The organism is Plantibacter flavus (assembly GCF_051487245.1).
In the GTDB taxonomy this organism is placed as follows: domain Bacteria; phylum Actinomycetota; class Actinomycetes; order Actinomycetales; family Microbacteriaceae; genus Plantibacter; species Plantibacter flavus_B.
In genome coordinates, this window is record NZ_JAHVDH010000005.1 from 314,652 (window position 1) to 331,594 (window position 16,943).

A 16,943-nucleotide genomic window follows, 5' to 3' on the forward strand; every position below is an offset into this window, starting at 1 on the left:
CGCACATCGTAAAGCCTCAACAATGAGCTGAGGGTTCGCGACGCGCCGCGTGGCACCTGAACTGGGTGCAGGGCTATTGGGCCGCGCGGCGAGCCTGCCATGCGCTCTCCACCATCTGATGGAGATCGTGGCGCATCCGCCAGTCGAGATCGCGTGCAGCGAGCGCTCCGGACGCGACGATGCGGGCCGGGTCTCCGGCACGACGCGGCATGATCTCCGGAGTGAAGTCGATGCCGGTGACCGAGGCCATCGCGGCCATGATCTCGCCCACCGAGGAGCCGTCGCCGCTGCCGAGGTTGTAGGCGGCCTCGACACGCTCCCCGGCATCGAGACGCTTCGCTGCAGCGACGTGCGCGGCGGCGAGGTCGGCGACATGGATGTAGTCGCGGACACACGTACCGTCGGGCGTCGGGTAGTCGTCCCCGTTGATTCGCGGAGTCCGGCCGGCGAGCAGGGCGTCGAAGACCAGCGGGAAGAGGTTGTGCGGACTCGTGTCGTAGACCTCGTCGGTCCCTGAGCCGACGACGTTGAAGTAGCGGAGCGACGTGTGGCGAAGGCCGGTGGCGACGCCCTGGTCGCGCAGGAGCCATTCGCCGATGAGCTTCGACTCGCCATACGGGGATTCAGGAGCCTTCGGCGTGTCCTCAGTGACGAGGTCGACGTCGGTGGAGCCGTAGACGGCTGCGCTCGACGAGAAGACGATCCGGGGGACGTCGTGCTCCTCCATGGCAGCGAGGAGCATCGCCGTCGCGGTCACGTTCTGTGCATAGGTGTGCAGGGGACGCTGCACCGAGACGCCGGCGTACTTGTAGCCCGCGACGTGGACCACGCCGCTCAGCTCGAACTCCGAGAAGGTGCGCTCGAGCACCGAGCCGTCGAGGAGGGTGCCGCGCACGAACGGGACGTCCGCCGGCACGAAGCGCTCATGGCCGCTCGACAGGTCGTCGAGCACGACCACGTCGATACCCTCCGCCTGGAAGGCACGAACCACGTGAGCGCCGATGTACCCGGCTCCGCCTGTTACCAACCACGCCACGATGCTTCCTCCAGGGAGTCGACCGCCAGCCGTGCTGCCGACGGAGTGACCAGACTACTGGAGCCCGGTGCGGCGGGCGTCCGGGCAGGTGGGGACCGGCCGGTAGCCGTCCGTGCGAAGGGCGCGGACGGTGGCGACGACACCCGAGAGGGCGGTCGCGGCGATGAGGATTCCGATGACGATGGACATGTCAGAAACTGTAGGTATCGCGAAAAACTGCCACCAGTGGCAGAATGGACGCGTATCGTCACAATCCTGCCAATCCGTTCCGGAGGTCCCATGCTCAGCAAGGTCGCCCTGCTCGCCATCCCCGGCCTCCAGCCGTTCGAGTTCAGTGTCGTCTGCGAGGTGTTCGGCATCGACCGCACCGACCAGGGTGGTCCGGTCTTCGACCTCCGCATCCTGACCAAGACGCCGGGAACCGTCCGGATGAACCTCACCAGCGACGGGTCGCGGGGCTTCGACATGACCGTCGACGACGACCTCTCCTTCGCGGCCGAAGCCGACCTCATCGCAATCACCGGACGGGGTGGTTCACGGGACGCCGTCGTCGACGAGGCCTACCTCGAGGTCCTCCGCGCCGCCGAAGCGCGCGGCGCCTGGGTGCTCAGCGTCTGCAGCGGATCCTTCGTGCTCGGCCACGCGGGACTCCTGGACGGCAGACGGAGCACGACGCACTGGATGTACACCGACGAGCAGCAGCGGCTGTTCCCCGGGACGACCGTCGACCCCGACGTGCTGTACGTCGAGGACCGCAAGGTCATCACCGGGGCAGGCACGGCCGCCGGGATCGATGCCTGCCTGCACCTCGTCCGGCGGGAGCACGGCGCCGCAGCGGCGAACGTCATCGCGCGCCGGATGGTCGTCCCGCCGCAGCGCGACGGCGGACAAGCCCAATTCGTCCTCTCCCCCATCGCCGCCCAACAGTGCGAGTCGTTGGCACCGGTTGTCGACTGGATGCTCGACCACCTGGCGGAGGACCTCCCGATCGGCAGGCTCGCCCGCCAGGCGCACATGTCCGAGCGCACCTTCGCGCGGCGCTTCCGGTCAGAGCTCGGGAGCACGCCGGCTGCGTGGCTGAACCGGCAACGCCTGTTCCGCGCACAGGAGATGCTCGAACGGACGGACCACGGCATCGAGCGGATCGCGGCGGACACCGGCTTCGGCACAGCGGCAGTGCTCCGCCACCACTTCGACCGGGTGCTCGCGACGACCCCTGCGGCCTACCGTCGGAGCTTCGGCATGCGCGAGAGCGCTTGAATCCTGCCTGCCCGGGGGAACCGACGCCCACCGGCACGGCACGACTCAAGCCGGTTGCGTCGTCGCCAGGAACAGCGTCCCGGTGCCGCTGAACGCGAGTTCTCCCTCATCGGGCGTGACGTAGGCGTACTCGCCTCGGACGAGTTCGATCGACGAGCGCGCACCGGTCAACCGAACGGCACCGTCCGTGACGATCGCGATCGCCGGCCCTGGAAGCGGGAACACCGACGGCGCACCGTCGACACCGTCGAGCGTGGCGCGCAGGAGCTCGAAGTCGGGCACGTCCGGTACGAACAGGCTGAGGCGCTCGTCGAGCTCCCGCGGCACGAGCCATGGGACGGGCCGCGGCTCGAACTCCAGCACCTCGAGCAGTTCGGGGACGTCGACGTGTTTGGGCGTGAGCCCGCCCCGCAACACGTTGTCGCTCGCCGCCATCAGTTCGACGCCGATGCCGTCGAGATAGGCGTGGATGTTCCCCGCCGGCAGGTAGAGGGCTTCGCCGGCGCGGAGCGAGACGCGGTTCAGGAGCAGTGCGACGGCGATGCCAGGGTCGCCCGGGTACTCGGCGGCCAACCGCGCGACGACTGCACGCTCGGGACCGAACCGCGTTGCGACAGGTGCGGCAGCGGCAGCGACGAGCGCGTCGAGCAGCCCACCCGGGAGACGCTCCAGCAGCAGCCGAACCGTGTCGCGAAGACCGTCGGGCGCTGCCAGGCGTTGCCGGAACGCGGCGATGAGCGACGCGGCGGCAGGATCAGGCGCCGAGGCGACGAGTTCCGCCAGCAGGTCGTCGGTCGCATCGAGCTCGCGGAAGCCGCACAGCGCTTCGAACCCGTCGCGCAGGGCGACGATCAGCTCGGGCTTGTGCAGGGGGTCCTTGTAGTTGCGGTGCGCGGCGTCGAGCGGGACACCGGCTGCGTTCTCCGCGGCAAAGCCCACGGCAGCGCGTGCGAGGTCGGGATGCGCCTGCAGTGACAGCGGGCGCGCCGCCGCCAGGATCTTCAACAGGAACGGCAGTGAGGAATGCTCTCCGAGTGCCTCCGCGTCGTCGGCGAACCAACGCTGCAGATCGGGTGCACCCCCGACGAGTGCGGGGTCTGCGATCGGGGTCGGCGCGCCGGGATGGGCTCCGAGCCACAGCTCCGCTTCGGGTCCGCCCGATGGAGCGGTCCCGAGCACCTCGGAGATCGCCGTCGACGATCCCCATGCGTAGTCCCGGGGAGTGGCACGGAGCGGCACGAACACGGAGAGGCCCTTTCTGCAGCGGACGGCGGACGGGCCGGAGCGATCGGCGCGACCGCTTGGCGTCGTCCTACAAGCCGTGCGACGCGGTCGCCCGGCACCATGGACCAAACTACCAAGCCGTTGTCGCGACCGATCGCGGTTGCCTAGGCTTGCCGCGACGCCGAACCGGCGCCAGCGGACGCAATGGAGCAACGGACCATGATCTTCGAACCCCTCGCCAGCGACTTCTACGGCTTCGAGAGCCTGCTCACCGAGCCCGAGCAGCAGGCGATCGCACGCCTTCGATCCTGGGCCGAGAGCGAGGCGAAGCCGATCGTGAACGAGTACTGGGAGCGCGCGGAGTTCCCGAAGCAGCTCATCTCTCCGCTCCTCGAACTCGATGTCGCCCGCTGGGCATGGCCCGAGACCACACCGATCGAGAACAGCGCCGTCTTCCGCGGCCTCGCCTCCATGGAGCTGTCGCGGGTGGACGCCTCCATCTCGACGTTCGTCGGCGTCCAGGACGGCCTGACGATGGGCTCCATCAGCGTCTGCGGCTCCCAGGAGCAGAAGGACGAGTGGCTGCCGAAGCTCGCATCCGGCGAGGTGCTCGGCGCTTTCGGGCTCACCGAGCCGCAGTCCGGATCCGACAGCGCGCAGGGCCTGCGCACGACGGCGACCCGCGACGGCGACGACTGGATCCTCACGGGCTCGAAGCGTTGGATCGGCAACGCGACCTTCAGCGACATCACGATCATCTGGGCGAAGGACACTGCAGACAACCAGGTCAAGGGGTTCATCGTCCCGACCTCCTCTGCGGGCTACTCCGCTTCGAAGATCGAGGGCAAGATCAGCCTCCGCATGGTGCAGAACGCCGACATCACCCTCGACCGTGTCCGGGTGCCCGAGCGGCTCCGGCTCCAGCACGCCAACTCCTTCAAGGACACCGCGAAAGTGCTCCGCCTCACTCGGGCGGGGGTCGCCTGGTCGAGCGTCGGCGTCGCCGTCGGCGCCTACGAGGCCGCCGTCGCGTACGCCAAGGAGCGCGTGCAGTTCGGCAAGCCGATCGCGGGGCACCAGCTGATCCAGGACCTGCTGTCGAAGTGCCTCGGCAACATCACCGCCTCGATGGCGATGTGCGTGCGCGTTTCGCAGATGCTCGACGAGGGGACGCAGCGTGACGAACACTCGGCGCTCGCCAAGGCGTTCTGCACCGCTCGCATGCGTGAGACCGTCGCGTGGGCTCGCGAGATCATGGGTGGCAACGGCATCGTCCTCGACTACCACGCCGCTCGGTTCTTCGCCGATGCCGAAGCCCTCTACAGCTACGAGGGGACCCGCGAGATGAACGCCCTCATCGTCGGGCGTGCGATCACAGGCACCGCTGCGTTCGTCTGAGTCCCCCGCTGACCGGCTCGCCGATCGGCGCGCCACAGCCGCTAGCCTGGGGGCACCATGCTGTCATCCGAACCCGCCCCGCCCCGTCCTCCGGTGGAGCTGTCGACGCGCGCACTCGTGATCCGCCACATCGCGGTGTTCGCGACGTTCGCCGTGCTCGCGGGGACGTTCTGGACGAACCTGCTGACGATCTGGGGCTACACGGCTGTGGCGTTCCTCGCGGGTGGTGCATCACTCGCGGCGATGCTGAGCATGCGACCGCACCTGCATCGCACCCGGGTTCCCTGGTCACTCGTCGGGTACGGCGCGCTCGCGGTCGTCTCGCTGGTCTGGTCCGCGTACCCGAGCGGCACTGCGGCGACCCTCGTCGGCGCAGCGCTCTGCACGATCCTCGGCCTCTTCCTCGCCACCTGTTTCACCTGGCCGGAGGTCCTCCGGATCCTCGGTCGCGCAGTCACCTGGGTCCTGTCGCTCTCCCTCCTCTTCGAGTTCGTCGTGGCCGCGATCATCCGCCACCCCGTGCTGCCCAACTTCTACGCCGGCGACAGCGAGGATCCCCCGCTCCTCGCCCTGTGGTCGCGCGACCTCCTGTTCTCGGGAGGTCGCATCCAGGGCATCTCCGGCAACGCGAACCTGCTCGCTGTCGTCGCGCTCCTCGGACTCATCGTGTTCGGCGTCCGGCTCGCCGCGCTGCGCGAACCACGCACCGGCACCGGCCCGCAGCCCCCGGCTGAACGCCGCTGGACCCTCCTCCTGCGACTCGGCCTCGCCGCCGTGATGTTCCTCTTGAGTTTCTCCACGACCATCCTGCTCGCCGCCCTCGTCACGGGCGTCGTCCTCGTCGCAGCGCTCCTCATCCGGCGAGCGCCGAAGCCCTCTGCTCGGACTCCCGTCTACCTCGGTTTCCTCGGCGTCGCGATCATCGGCACGATCGGCGCCGTCACGTTCCGCACGCAGCTGCTCGGTCTCCTCGGCAAGAGCCCGGACCTCACCGGTCGCCTCGACATCTGGGCCACGGTCTGGCAGCTCATCGTCCAGCGGCCCGTGTTCGGTTGGGGCTTCTCCAGCCCGTGGGCACCCTGGGAGCCGCTCTTCTCAGACCTCGTCATCCGCCGCGGCGTGCAGCAGCTCCAGGCCCACAACGCGTGGCTCGACGTCTGGTTCCAACTCGGCGTCGTCGGGCTCGTCCTGTTCGCCGGCATCATCCTGTCGATGCTCACCCGCACGTGGTTCCTCGCCGTCGACCGCCCGCGCGTCGACCTCGACGCCCAGCGGCCGTATTCAGCGCTCTCGCTCGCCCCGCTCCTCATCGCCGTGTCCCTCGTCGTGCAGTCGGTCGCCGAGAGCCGGATCCTCATCGAATCCGGTTGGGTCCTCGTCGTCCTGCTCGTGGTGAAGACGAAGCAGGAGCCGGCGTGGCCGGTCGCCGGTGCGCCGAACACGGTGCGTCGACGAGCACGGCGGACCCTCGCTGCCCGCGAGGAGTGAGCGCCCGGTGAGAGCAGCCGACTTCGACGCGTTCGCGCGCGCCGCGCGCGTGCTGTCCTCCGCCCCGCTCGCGGCGGCGTTCGCGACGATCTCGATCGGCACGGCCTTCGGCGAGCACCTCATCACGAGCCTCATCGGCTCCGCAGGTTTCAGCGCCATGGTGGTCGGGCTCGTGCTCATCGGTACCGGCATCCTGCTCGCGCGGCTCCCGATCATCGAGTGGCGGGGACTGCTACCGATCTCAGTGCTGCTGTTCCTCGGGTGGAGTGCGGCGTCGGTCGTGTGGAGTGTGTCGCCCATGATCACGGTCCCGGCCGTCGCCGCACAGCTGGCGTGGGCGTTCATCGCGATCGTCGTCGCGCTCACCCGCGACACCATCCAGGTGGTCCGGGCGACGGGCGACGCCCTGCGCGCGCTGCTCGGTGCGTCCCTCGCGCTCGAGGTGCTGAGCGGGGTGCTCATCGACATGCCGCTTCCGTTCCTCGGCATCAGCGGCAACCTCGCCTTCGGTGGGCCGCTCGAGGGGGTGTTCGGCTCGCGGAGCGCGCTGGGGATCGCGGCGCTCCTCGGCCTCGTGACGTTCGTGGTGGAATGGCGCACCCGTTCCGTCCGCCATGGCCTCACGATCGGCTCGATCGCCCTCGCGGTCGGTCTCCTGCTCGGCACGCGCTCGCCGAGCGTCGCCCTCCTCGCGGGGGCGCTCGGCGTCGGCACCGCCGTGCTCTACGGGCTCCGGCAACTGCGGCCGGAGGCGAGACGCGTCTGGCAGTTCGTCCTCCTCGCTGTTCTCGTCAGCGGTGCACTGACGAGTTACGTGCTCAGAGCCGAGGTGTTCCGCATGTTCGGTCTCGGCGCCGAGATCGAGCAGCGGTACGCCCTCTGGCAGGAGACGCTGCAGCGACTCGCCAGCAACGAGTTGAACGGGTGGGGCTGGAGTGGCCCATGGGTCGCCGACGCCATACCGTTCCGGCTCATCGACGAAGCGCTCGGCCGAGCGAACCCGTCCGCGCTGAACGCCTACCTTGACGTGTACCTGCAGCTGGGGCTGATCGGACTCGTGCTGTTCCTCGTCCTCGCGGGCCTGGCTCTCGTTCGCACCTGGATGATCGCAGCGAACCGCCGCAGCGTCGTCCATGTCTGGGCAGCGCTGATCGTCGTGACCCTGCTGGCTTCAGGCGCGGCGGAGAGCAGCCTGCTCTCCAGTGGCGGTTGGCTCCTGCTCGTCGTGTGCGCCGTCCTCGGCGCCGGTGGACTCAGCTGGCGTCGGAAACTCCCCGAGCGCTGATCCGACCGGCGCCGGTCGACGGATCATCGGGCGTCGGCGCCTGGCGCGATCACCGCCTTGAACGTCTGGGCGAGGATCTTCAGATCGCCAGCCGCGGACCAGTTCTCGACGTAGTACAGGTCGAGGTCGACCGAGTCGTCCCAGGACAGGCTGGAACGCCCGCTGACCTGCCAGAGACCGCTCATCCCGGGCTTCACGAGCAGGCGACGCTGCGCGAGCATGTCGTACCGTTCGACCTCCCAGTCGCGGTGCGGCCGTGGCCCCACAAGGCTCATCGACCCGCCGAGCACGTTCAGGAGCTGTGGCAGTTCGTCGAGCGAGTACTTCCGGAGGATCCGGCCGACGGGGGTGACGAGCGGATTGTGCTCGTCCTTCGTGAGGAGTTCGCCCGCGTTCTGCTGCGCTGCCAGAGCCGCACCGGAATCGGCGCCCGCCGACATCGATCGGAACTTGAGGATGCTGAACGGTTCGCCGCGCAGTCCGATCCGCTCCTGCCGGTACAGCACGGTTCCGGGGCCGCTGAGCTTGACCGCCAGGGCGACGACCAGCATGATCGGCGAGAGCGCGAGGAGGATGCCGGCGGAAGCGATGATGTCGAACGTGCGCTTCGCGATCGCCTTGACGCCGCTCAGCTCTGGGAAGTCGACGTGCAGCAGCGGGAGACCGGCGACCGGTTGCAGGTGAAGGCGGGTGCCGGCGACGCCCGTCAGGGTCGGAGCGAGGATGAGCTTCACCCCGCGCTCGCTGAGGTCCCAGCCGAGGCGCCGCAGCACGGCGGGTGTGAGCTCGTCCGAGCCGGCCATGATGACGGTGTCGGCCCCGACTTCGACGGCCGCGTCCAGAACTGAAGCACGACCGACGAGCACCGGTGCGCCTGCGAGCTCCTCGTCGTCGACGATGCCGGGCGTCACGACGCCGACGACCTGGTGCCCGGCCCATCCGCCGCGGCGAACGCGCTGCGCGACGTGGACGACGCTGTCGCGATCCCCGACCAGCAGTGTGCGGTAGACGAGACGGCTGTCGCGGCGTCGCTTCCGCAGGCTGCGGCGCGCGACCCATCGGATCGCGATCAGGAGGACGATGCCGAGGGGCAGCGCGGTCAGGAGGAAACTCCGACCGATCTCGAGCTTCAGCAGGTACGAGCACACGGCGAACGTTCCGAAGACGCCGGCGGACGCGCCGATGACGCGACGGTAGGGCGCCCAGCCGTCGGCGAGGACGCGCGGATGCCGTGCGCGGGCAGCGCAGAGCGGCGCCCACCACGCGACGACGAGGAGGAGCGTGACGACGGGGTATCCGACGACGAACGTGCCGAAGACGCCGTCGAAGGTGATCGCGCCACTCCAGTAGGTGTCCCACCAGAGGAGTTGTGTCCCCCCGAGGGCGAGCAGGATCGCGGTGAGGTCGGCGAACAGGATGGCGCGGGCGAACCGGCGCTCCCAGGAACGGCGGGCTTCGATGAACGGCATGACGATCTGACTTCCTGACGCGCGGTCGGGTTCGCGTCGAGCGGAGGGACACCCGCACCGATCAGTGCGTGGTGGGAAATCCGACCTTGATCACCGTGGTGACATCCGATATATTAGCATAATAGATGCAGACATTGTGAAACGCAGATTGTCGCATCGACCACCCGAACCCATCCGAACGGAGCACCATGTCCTACATCGAGACCATGCGCAGTCGCGCTGAAGCGGCCTTCACCCAGCTGCACCGCGGCGTCACCGAGCTGCACTACACGCAGTTCCCCGACCACAAGAACTCAGGCGACTCGGCGATCGCGCTTGGACAGGCCAAGTTCTGGAAGGACAACGGCATCACGGTGCACACGACGTCGAGCGCTGGCAGCATGCCGCGACGACTGACGACATCCACGGTCCCGGTCCTCATCCAGGGCGGTGGCAACCTCGGCGGCCTCTACCCCGTGCTGAGCGAATCCCGCTACGCCCTCGCCGAACAGCTGCACGCTGAGACGCTGCTCATCCAGGCACCACAGTCCGTCGTCTTCCCGAGCGATGCAGATCGGCGCGAACTCGTCCGCCGGTTCGCCTCGCGACCGCTCCTGCGCGTCGCGGTCCGCGACGAAGCCTCCTACAAGCTCCTGCGCGACGACGTCGCCGACCTGAGCCTCTCGCCGGACGCCGTCCACCTCCTCGGCCCGATCGTCGCTCCAGAGCCGACGATGCGTCGCCTCGTGATCGCCAGAACCGACGACGAGACGACGGGCGCGCTCGCCACTGCGCCGAGCGCGGACTGGCCCAACGACCCCATCGACCTCCGGGCCCACGAGTGGCTCGGGTGGCGGGCCAACCGACACCCCGTCATCAAGCCGCTGATGGAGCGTACACACGAGGCGTGGATGCGGCGAGCCGAGCGACGGTTCGCTGCCGCGGTCAACCTCATCGCCCAGAGCGAGACCATCGTGACCGATCGCCTGCACGCGATGCTCATCGGCCTCCAGATGGGTCGGCGTGTGATCGCGATCGACAACAACAACCGCAAGCTCTCGAGCTACGCCGAGACCTGGTTCGGCGACACGCAGCCGCTCCTCACCTTCGAACACGCCGCTCAGGCACTGCGATCATGACCCTGACTGCGCCGACCCGACGGCGTGCAGCGATCGACCGGGCGGTTCGCCCGCCGACCAGCCGCCCCACCCCGCTCGGGTCGCCGGCGACGTGGGCGGAGCGGCGTCTGCGAGACACGCAGATCACGGGCACCACCATCTTCGTCCTCAGCTCCCTCCTCGCCCTGGCGTGGGTCGCCGCCGGGCAGCCCGGACTCCCGCACTACTTCGCCAACGACGAGCAGACCATCATCGCGGTCGCTACCGGCGGGTTCACGGATGCGGACGACTCGTTCCAACGCATCGCCGGGTTCTACCGCGCGCTGGGGCTTGCGGACAACCGACTCCTGGCGCCGCTCCTCGGTTTGGGCAGCTATCTCGCCGTGCTCGCGATGTCGATCAGCGGACGGTTCTCCGCGACGGCTCGATGGGGCGACTGGGCGATCATCGTCAGCTGTGTCGCACTCGGCGCCATCTACCAGGGCGCATACACGAAAGACCTCTTCACGTTGGCGGTCGTCGCCGTGATCCTGCTGCGGCGGTCGCGCGGGTTCGTCTCGGAGGTGTTGCCGGTTGTCGCGATGCTGGTCTACGCAGCGAACTTCCGGTCCTACTGGTTCGTCGTGGCAGTCGCCTACGTCGTGCTCCGGCTCACCCTCAGCCTGCGACGCGGTTGGATCGTCACCCTCGCGATGATCCTGATGATCTACGCGGCGCTCGCGGTCGTCTTCCCGGCAGCACTCGGTGTCGACCTCGACCACTACCGACTCTCGGTCAACGAGTTCCGCAGCACAGAAGGCGTGAACACACTCATCGAACGGTTCCTCGACGGCAGCGGGCCGGTGTTCGGTTTCATCAACAGCCTCCTCATCTTCGCCTCCTTCCTCGTGCCGCTCCCGCTGATGCTGAAAGGTGGCGCCCTCTACCTGATCGTCGCGGTCCTGCTCATCGCGATGTGGGCCTCGGTGGTCGTCACCGTCAGTGTCGTCCGCCGCAGGCAGGCCCCCGGCACGGCAGCACTCACGCCCTTCCAGAACCGACTCCTCGCCGCCGTCATGGCGCTGCTGCTCGTCCAGTCCATCTTCGAACCCGACTACGGGTCCTTCCTCCGGCACCTCACCCCGATGCTGCCCGTCGTGGTGTGCCTCATCCTGTCGCTGCGCCGCACAGCCAGCGAACTCCTGCCGATGCGCCGCAGCGCCGACGAGCTTCCTCCGCGCTGAGCGGCCTTCGCGCCGGTCTCCACCACTCAGCGACGGCATGAGACCGTCACCGTGCGCCCGCAGGTCAGGGCGAAGACCTCCGCTCCCGGGGTGCAGACCAGCACCACGGACGCGGAGGTCTCTCCGGCTCCGCCGACGGATACGCCCTCTGGCGCCCTGTACGGATGGCCGAGGCGCCCCGTCGTCAGGCCGGACCCACCCGCGCCACGTCGTCGGGCCAGACCCACCCGCGCCACGTCGTCGGGCCAGACCCACCCGCGCCACGACGCCAGGCCAGACCCACGCGCACCCAGACGTCAGACGCGCCCCGCTCGTAAGCGGGGCGCGTCTGACGTCGTAGTGCGGATGAGGGTCAACGACGGGTGAGTTCCTCGACGGCCGCAGCAGTGTCCGCTGCGACCCTCGCCCACGACATCACGCCGGTCGAGGCGGCGATCCCGTCCTCTGACAGCCGCCGATAGGCGGCCGGGTCGTCGAGCAGCGCCTCGATGGCGTCTGCGAGCGCTTCCGGACTCAGGTCACGAGCGACGACCGCCGAACCCGACTCCACCGCCTGCTCGGCGAGACCGCCGACCGGTGTCACGATCGAGGGCACGCCGAGCGCCATCGCGTACGCGAGGACGCCGGACTGACTCGCCTCGGTGTACGGCAGGAGTGCGAGGTCGAAACCGCCGACGACACCTGCGATCTCGTCCTGGTCGACCCAGCGGTTCTGCACGTCGTCGTCGACATGGTCGAGGTGGTCGACGACCGCACTCGAGCCGGAACCGACGACACGGAAACGCACGCGTCTCCCGCGGTTTCGGAGCTCGGCGATGGCACGGGCCCCGAGATCGAGTCCCTTGTAAGCGGAGAGTCTGCCGAAGAAGCCGATGACAGGCGGCTCAGCATCGAGCGCCCGTGCACGCAGGTCGTCCGCGTCGACGCGATACGCGGCGTGGACGCTCTGCCAGATCCGGTCGGAGGTGAACGCGCCGCCGGCGGGGAGCGACGACGCGACGTGCGAGGAGAACACGAGGGCGCCGTCGGCGGATCGCCGCTCGGATCGCCGCAAGAGGTGCTCGAGCCGTGAGAAGTCGCCGGGGTGCATGGTCGCGTCGTGCACGCACAGGAGCGTTCGGCGGCCCCCGAACCGGAAGATCGGTGCCGCGACGCCCTGCCAGAGGTGCTCCATCGCGACGATCACGACGTCGACGTCGTGATCTCGCAGGAAGCGGTCGAGACGCAGGGACTGACTGAGCAGACGGGGCAGCCCGAGGAGCGCACCGCGCTTGTCGGTGTACGTGCGCAGCCCGAAGCTCGGGGCATCGAGATGCTGGAAGCGGTCGGCGATCTCGGCGTCGAGGGAGTAGGAGACGACGACGTGCTCGCCCGCAGCGTGGAGTGCCTCGGCGAGTTCGAGCGCGAACAGCGGACCGGCGCCGGTGCGGCCCCACTGGATGACGGCGACGCGCATCAGACCGTCACCGGCACTCGGTACGCGTCGGCCAGCGCCTCGGTCTGCTGTTCGGGGGTGTGGTTCCGGAGCTGACGAGCCCACAGTGAGAGATTCGCCTCCGACCAGGCGGCGAAGACCTCAGCGCCTGCCAGCCGACTGAAGATCATCGCTTCGAGCCCAGCCTCGATCGTGAGGGCGTCGGGCAGCTCGCCGAACGCGTCGATGCGCCGGACCAGGGTCGGGACACCCGACTGCACAGCTTCGAGCACGGCGAGCGGGAACCCCTCCCAGGCTGCCGTGTGCAGGTAGACATCACTCTCGGAGAGGCGCTCAGCCACCTCGGGATGGGGAATCCAGCCCGTGACCTCCACCCCGTGCCCCTCGAGCAGGGTCACGTCGGCTGCGCGGCCGTCGCCCATCCAGACGGGGGCGACATCGACTCCCCGTTCGCGGATCGCGGAAGCGGCGGCGGCGAAGCGCGCCGGGTCCTTCTGCGGCGCGAGCCGCCCGAGGCTCGTGATCCGAAGCGGCGCATCGTCGGCGGCGGAACGACGGCGCGCACGGTCAGGAGCGTGGGACAGGACATTCGGGACGTAGACGACACGCGGGCTGAGTGGGCCGCGGCGCCGGGCTGCCGCCGCCTCTCCTTCGGAGCAGGCGGCGATCGTTCCAACGTTGAAGGAGAGCAACCACTCGATCGCGCGGAAGACGCCGCGTCCGATGGCGGGGACGTCCGTGCGCTCGAACGCGTAGCAGTGCGGGGTGTAGACGATGCGCGTCCGCGGTGAGTTGCGCAGGGCGACCCGCGCGTACGCGCCGGCGAAGCTCGAGTGCGCGTGGACCACATCGGCGCCGATACGCCGGCGCGTCCGTCGGATGGCGGCGACGACACCTGCCGAGCCGGAGCCCATCTGGGTCACCGAACGATAGGGACGGAACACCTCGTCGTCGATCGTCACACCATCGGGCAGTTCCACGAGGAGGTGGTGTTCGACCTCGGGCGGCGAGTTCCGGACATAGGCCTCGATGGCCACGGGGATTCCCCCGGCGTAGCACTCGGTCACGTGCAGCACGGTCGTCGTCATGGCTTGCCTTTCGGGTCAGCAGGGATTGTTCGGGTCGGTTCTCGAGTCGGAACCGCACAACTGAAGTGTAAAACATTACATGTGCTTGATTCAAGCCCTAAAAAATATTAGAATTTCACTTGTGCCCTCGTGGCCCCGTACCCGACGCCGATCATTTCCTCCGCAGACCACCTCACGAAAGCGAACGACCATGCCACAACCCATCAGGCGCAAGCTGCTCCTCCTCCACAAGCTCCTCGCGAACGCCATCGGTCTCGCAACGGCGGCCTGCCGTCTCTGGTGGTTCGCCGGCACGAGCGCCAGCCTCGCGATCTTCGAAGGCCGCTCGCCACGACTCGACATCGCAGGGACGCTCGTGGTCGGCACACGGTTCAAGTCGCGTGCTCGAACCGCACGCTCATTCCTCTCCACCGGGCCTGAGGGCACCCTGCGCCTCGGCGACCGGGTCTTCATCAATCAGGGCGTCTGCATCCACGCCGAGCGCTCGGTCACCATCGGCGACCGCGTCTCAATCGGCGACAACACCCGGATCTACGACACGGGCTTCCACGGTGTCCGCCCCGGCCAGGCAGTGAAGATCGCACCCGTGATCATCGAGGACGACGTCTGGCTGGCCGCGGGCGTGACCGTCCTCGCCGGAGTCACGATCGGCCGCGGCTCGGTCGTCGGCACGGGGGCCGTCGTGACGCGCTCGGTGCCCGCCGGCTCCCTCGTCGCCGGATCTGCGGCGACGACCATCTCGCAGTTCGACGTCCCCGCCGACTTCCGTCGCGCCTGACCCCCGTCCCACCCGAGCGAAGGATCCTCATGTATTCGATCGTCATCCCCTGCCGCAACGGCGAGCAGACCCTCTCAGCACAGCTCGACGCGCTCCTGGCGCAGGCCTGCGCAGCACCCTTCGAGATCGTCGTGGCCGACAACGGTTCCACCGACGGCACGCGAGCCCTCGTCGAGCGCTACCACGCTGAACATCCCGCCGTCCGACGAGTGGACGCCTCCGGGCGCGCCGGCATCAACCACGCACGCAACTGCGGGGTCCGTGCCGCCACGGGCTCGCGGATCCTCCTCTGCGACGCAGACGACGTCGTCCAACCCGGCTGGCTGGCAGCCCACCATGCGGCGTTCGAATCCGGCGCAGCCTGCGTCGGAGGGAGCGTCGACCGCGTCCTCCCCGACGGCACGCTCGTCTCGAGCCAGCGTGAGCTGTACTTCGTCGGCCACGACATCCCGTCACCGATCGGCGCGAACTGCGGTTTCACGCGCGAGGTGTTCGTTCGCGTCGACGGCTTCGACGAGGGCTTCGTCGGCGGCGGAGACGAGACCGACTTCTTCTGGCGAGCCCACCGCGCGGGATATCCGACCGTGCTCGTCGCGGATGCCCTCATCGTGTACGCGCTCCGGCCGGAGATCCGCCAGGCCGCACGGCAGTTCGTGGCGTACGGCCGCGGACTCGTGCGCCTCTACCGCGCCCACGGCGAACACGGGATGCCCCGTTCCTCGACCCTCCGAGCGGTCCTCGCCCTCTTCGCCTGCCTGGGCATCATCGCGACGAGCACGCCGCGCAGCCTGCGTCGCCGGTACGCCGTCGAGCGTCTGGCCGGGCGGTACGGACGGCTTCGCGAGAGCATCCGCACCCGAACCCTCTACCTGTGAGCACCCCATGACGCACCTCGCCCTCTCCTTCGCCGAACGGCTCCTGCCACGGCTCGCGTCCGCGGGAATCATGTTCGCGCTCGCCGCCATGCTCGATCCGGCCATCGTCGGGCTCTACGCCTGGATGATCCTCTCCCTCGCGCTCGTGCAGACGGTCAGCGACGTCGCTGCCCGCCAGGTCGCCCTCCTGCACCTCGGGTCGCCCTCGGGCGACCGGTTCATCGCACGGTTCCGTCGCTGGTCGAGCTTGCTCGGCGGTGGTGCCCTCGCAGGCGTGATCGTCGTGCTGGCGGCTGTGCAGCCCGCCACGCTCCTCATGCAGGTCATGGCCCTCATCCCCTTCGTGCTCGTTCCCGCCGCCGCGTCGCTGGGGCTTCCTGCGCTGCTCCGCCTGCAGGCCGCCGGTTCCTGGTCGAGCATCGCACGCGCCCAGGCGGTCGCATCGGGCGGATCGCTGCTCCTCAGCCTGCCGACACTCGTCCTCACGCAGTCCCTGCTCGCGAGTGCACTGCAAGCTGCGGTGGCGGAGATCGGTTTCGCGCTCCTGTGTCGGCGTGCGGCCCGTAACGTCGCCGCGCCGGCCCCGAAGCCCGACCCGGAGCGCGGGCGGGTCCGCCGGGACTACCTCCACACGGTCGTGTTCGCCGCGTTGGGCTGGGGCCAGGGTCAGGGGGACCGCGTCGGCATCGGCTCGTTCGCCGGGACGGCAGCCCTCGGGCAGTACTCGTTCGCACTGACGCTCTCGCGCAGCCTCGGCGACGCCGCCGCCATCGCCGCCGTCAACGTCATCCGACCCGCCCTCGTGGCCGCGCGCGCGGCCGACGATCGGGTGCCGCTCGCCCCGTTGGCCGATCGGGCTCTGCGCCGTGCCATCCTCCTCACCGTCGTGGCGGCAGCAGGCACGATCACGGCGACGTTCCTCGTCGCGCAACCGATCCTGCCTGCGGTCTGGGACCCCGCCATCTCGCTCGTGCCGATCCTCACACTCGGCGCGCTCCCCTCCGTCATCGCTTGGACGATGACCGCGATCCTGCAGCTCGACGCGCGGATGCACCTCGCCGGCCCCATCAAAGCCGTCGGAGTCGTGCTCTGCATCCCGATCGCGCTCGCAGCGCTCACCGACCTCCACCTTGCGGCGTGGCTGGTGCTCGGCCGAGAGGTGGTGGTCATGCTCCTCCTCCTGCTCGCAGCGCGACGCTCGGCACCGTGGCGCAGCGCGCTCATCGTCCTGGCCGTCACCGGCGCGTCAGCCCTGATCGTCGCGGGGCTCGGCGCGAGCTGAGCGAG

The 16,943-nt window shown here is 69.1% G+C and carries 15 protein-coding genes; 9 read left to right on the forward strand and 6 right to left on the reverse strand.

Annotated elements, in window-relative coordinates; genetic code table 11:
• Positions 1-73: 73 nt before the first annotated feature.
• Together galE and KXS11_RS14460 are read right to left on the reverse strand one after the other, a co-directional pair.
• Entirely contained in the window at positions 74-1,036 is a 963-nt protein-coding gene (gene galE, locus KXS11_RS14455; protein WP_437386304.1) for a UDP-glucose 4-epimerase GalE, read from the reverse strand.
• Between the two features lie 54 nt (positions 1,037-1,090).
• Positions 1,091-1,225 carry a hypothetical protein gene (locus tag KXS11_RS14460; protein WP_437386305.1) on the reverse strand — a complete coding sequence of 45 codons (135 nt, stop codon included), beginning with the start codon at positions 1,223-1,225 and terminating at the stop codon, positions 1,091-1,093.
• A 90-nt stretch (positions 1,226-1,315) separates the two neighbouring features.
• Here KXS11_RS14460 and KXS11_RS14465 point away from each other — a divergent pair, with 90 nt between their 5' ends.
• Positions 1,316-2,296: a helix-turn-helix domain-containing protein gene (locus KXS11_RS14465; RefSeq protein ID WP_437386306.1), complete on the forward strand. Its 981-nt coding sequence runs from the start codon at positions 1,316-1,318 to the stop codon at positions 2,294-2,296.
• Positions 2,297-2,341: 45 nt separating this feature from the next.
• On the opposite strand, the gene manA is transcribed toward KXS11_RS14465, so the two are convergent.
• Positions 2,342-3,541, reverse strand: a complete 1,200-nt coding sequence (gene manA, locus KXS11_RS14470; protein WP_437386307.1) for a mannose-6-phosphate isomerase, class I — start codon at positions 3,539-3,541, stop codon at positions 2,342-2,344.
• Between the two features lie 198 nt (positions 3,542-3,739).
• Here manA and KXS11_RS14475 point away from each other — a divergent pair, with 198 nt between their 5' ends.
• Genes KXS11_RS14475 through KXS11_RS14485 form a run of 3 tightly spaced genes read left to right on the forward strand, consistent with a single transcriptional unit; the run spans position 3,740 to position 7,691 of the window.
• Positions 3,740-4,918 carry an acyl-CoA dehydrogenase family protein gene (locus tag KXS11_RS14475; protein WP_437386308.1) on the forward strand — a complete coding sequence of 393 codons (1,179 nt, stop codon included), beginning with the start codon at positions 3,740-3,742 and terminating at the stop codon, positions 4,916-4,918.
• 57 nt (positions 4,919-4,975) lie between these two features.
• Positions 4,976-6,406 (forward strand): O-antigen ligase family protein, encoded by a 1,431-nt coding sequence (locus tag KXS11_RS14480; RefSeq protein ID WP_437386309.1) that lies wholly within the window; start codon positions 4,976-4,978, stop codon positions 6,404-6,406.
• A 7-nt stretch (positions 6,407-6,413) separates the two neighbouring features.
• A complete protein-coding gene (locus tag KXS11_RS14485; RefSeq protein WP_437386310.1) occupies positions 6,414-7,691 on the forward strand; it encodes an O-antigen ligase family protein in 1,278 nt (425 codons plus the stop codon).
• 23 nt (positions 7,692-7,714) lie between these two features.
• On the opposite strand, the gene KXS11_RS14490 is transcribed toward KXS11_RS14485, so the two are convergent.
• Complete coding sequence (locus KXS11_RS14490; protein WP_437386311.1) at positions 7,715-9,160, reverse strand: sugar transferase; 1,446 nt, start codon at positions 9,158-9,160, stop codon at positions 7,715-7,717.
• A 188-nt stretch (positions 9,161-9,348) separates the two neighbouring features.
• On the opposite strand from KXS11_RS14490, the gene KXS11_RS14495 reads away from it, so the two are divergent.
• Positions 9,349-10,278, forward strand: coding sequence for a polysaccharide pyruvyl transferase family protein (locus KXS11_RS14495; RefSeq protein WP_437386312.1), 930 nt, complete (start codon positions 9,349-9,351; stop codon positions 10,276-10,278).
• Positions 10,275-11,480 (forward strand): hypothetical protein, encoded by a 1,206-nt coding sequence (locus KXS11_RS14500; protein WP_437386313.1) that lies wholly within the window; start codon positions 10,275-10,277, stop codon positions 11,478-11,480. The genes KXS11_RS14495 and KXS11_RS14500 overlap by 4 nt, the downstream gene beginning before the upstream one ends.
• Positions 11,481-11,832: 352 nt before the next feature.
• Here KXS11_RS14500 and KXS11_RS14505 read toward each other — a convergent pair whose 3' ends face one another.
• Both KXS11_RS14505 and KXS11_RS14510 read right to left on the reverse strand, forming a co-directional pair.
• Complete coding sequence (locus KXS11_RS14505; RefSeq protein WP_437386314.1) at positions 11,833-12,936, reverse strand: glycosyltransferase family 4 protein; 1,104 nt, start codon at positions 12,934-12,936, stop codon at positions 11,833-11,835.
• Entirely contained in the window at positions 12,936-14,003 is a 1,068-nt protein-coding gene (locus tag KXS11_RS14510; protein ID WP_437386315.1) for a glycosyltransferase family 4 protein, read from the reverse strand. Before KXS11_RS14510 ends, KXS11_RS14505 begins: the two co-directional genes overlap by 1 nt.
• Positions 14,004-14,193: 190 nt before the next feature.
• Between KXS11_RS14510 and KXS11_RS14515 the strand changes: the two genes are divergently transcribed.
• From KXS11_RS14515 to KXS11_RS14525, 3 genes are read left to right on the forward strand one after another with little or no spacing between them, the layout of a single operon-like run.
• Positions 14,194-14,781: an acyltransferase gene (locus KXS11_RS14515; protein ID WP_437386316.1), complete on the forward strand. Its 588-nt coding sequence runs from the start codon at positions 14,194-14,196 to the stop codon at positions 14,779-14,781.
• A 29-nt stretch (positions 14,782-14,810) separates the two neighbouring features.
• Positions 14,811-15,656 (forward strand): glycosyltransferase family 2 protein, encoded by an 846-nt coding sequence (locus KXS11_RS14520; RefSeq protein ID WP_437386317.1) that lies wholly within the window; start codon positions 14,811-14,813, stop codon positions 15,654-15,656.
• Positions 15,657-15,663: 7 nt separating this feature from the next.
• Positions 15,664-16,938, forward strand: coding sequence for a hypothetical protein (locus tag KXS11_RS14525; RefSeq protein ID WP_437386318.1), 1,275 nt, complete (start codon positions 15,664-15,666; stop codon positions 16,936-16,938).
• Positions 16,939-16,943 lie beyond the last annotated feature (5 nt).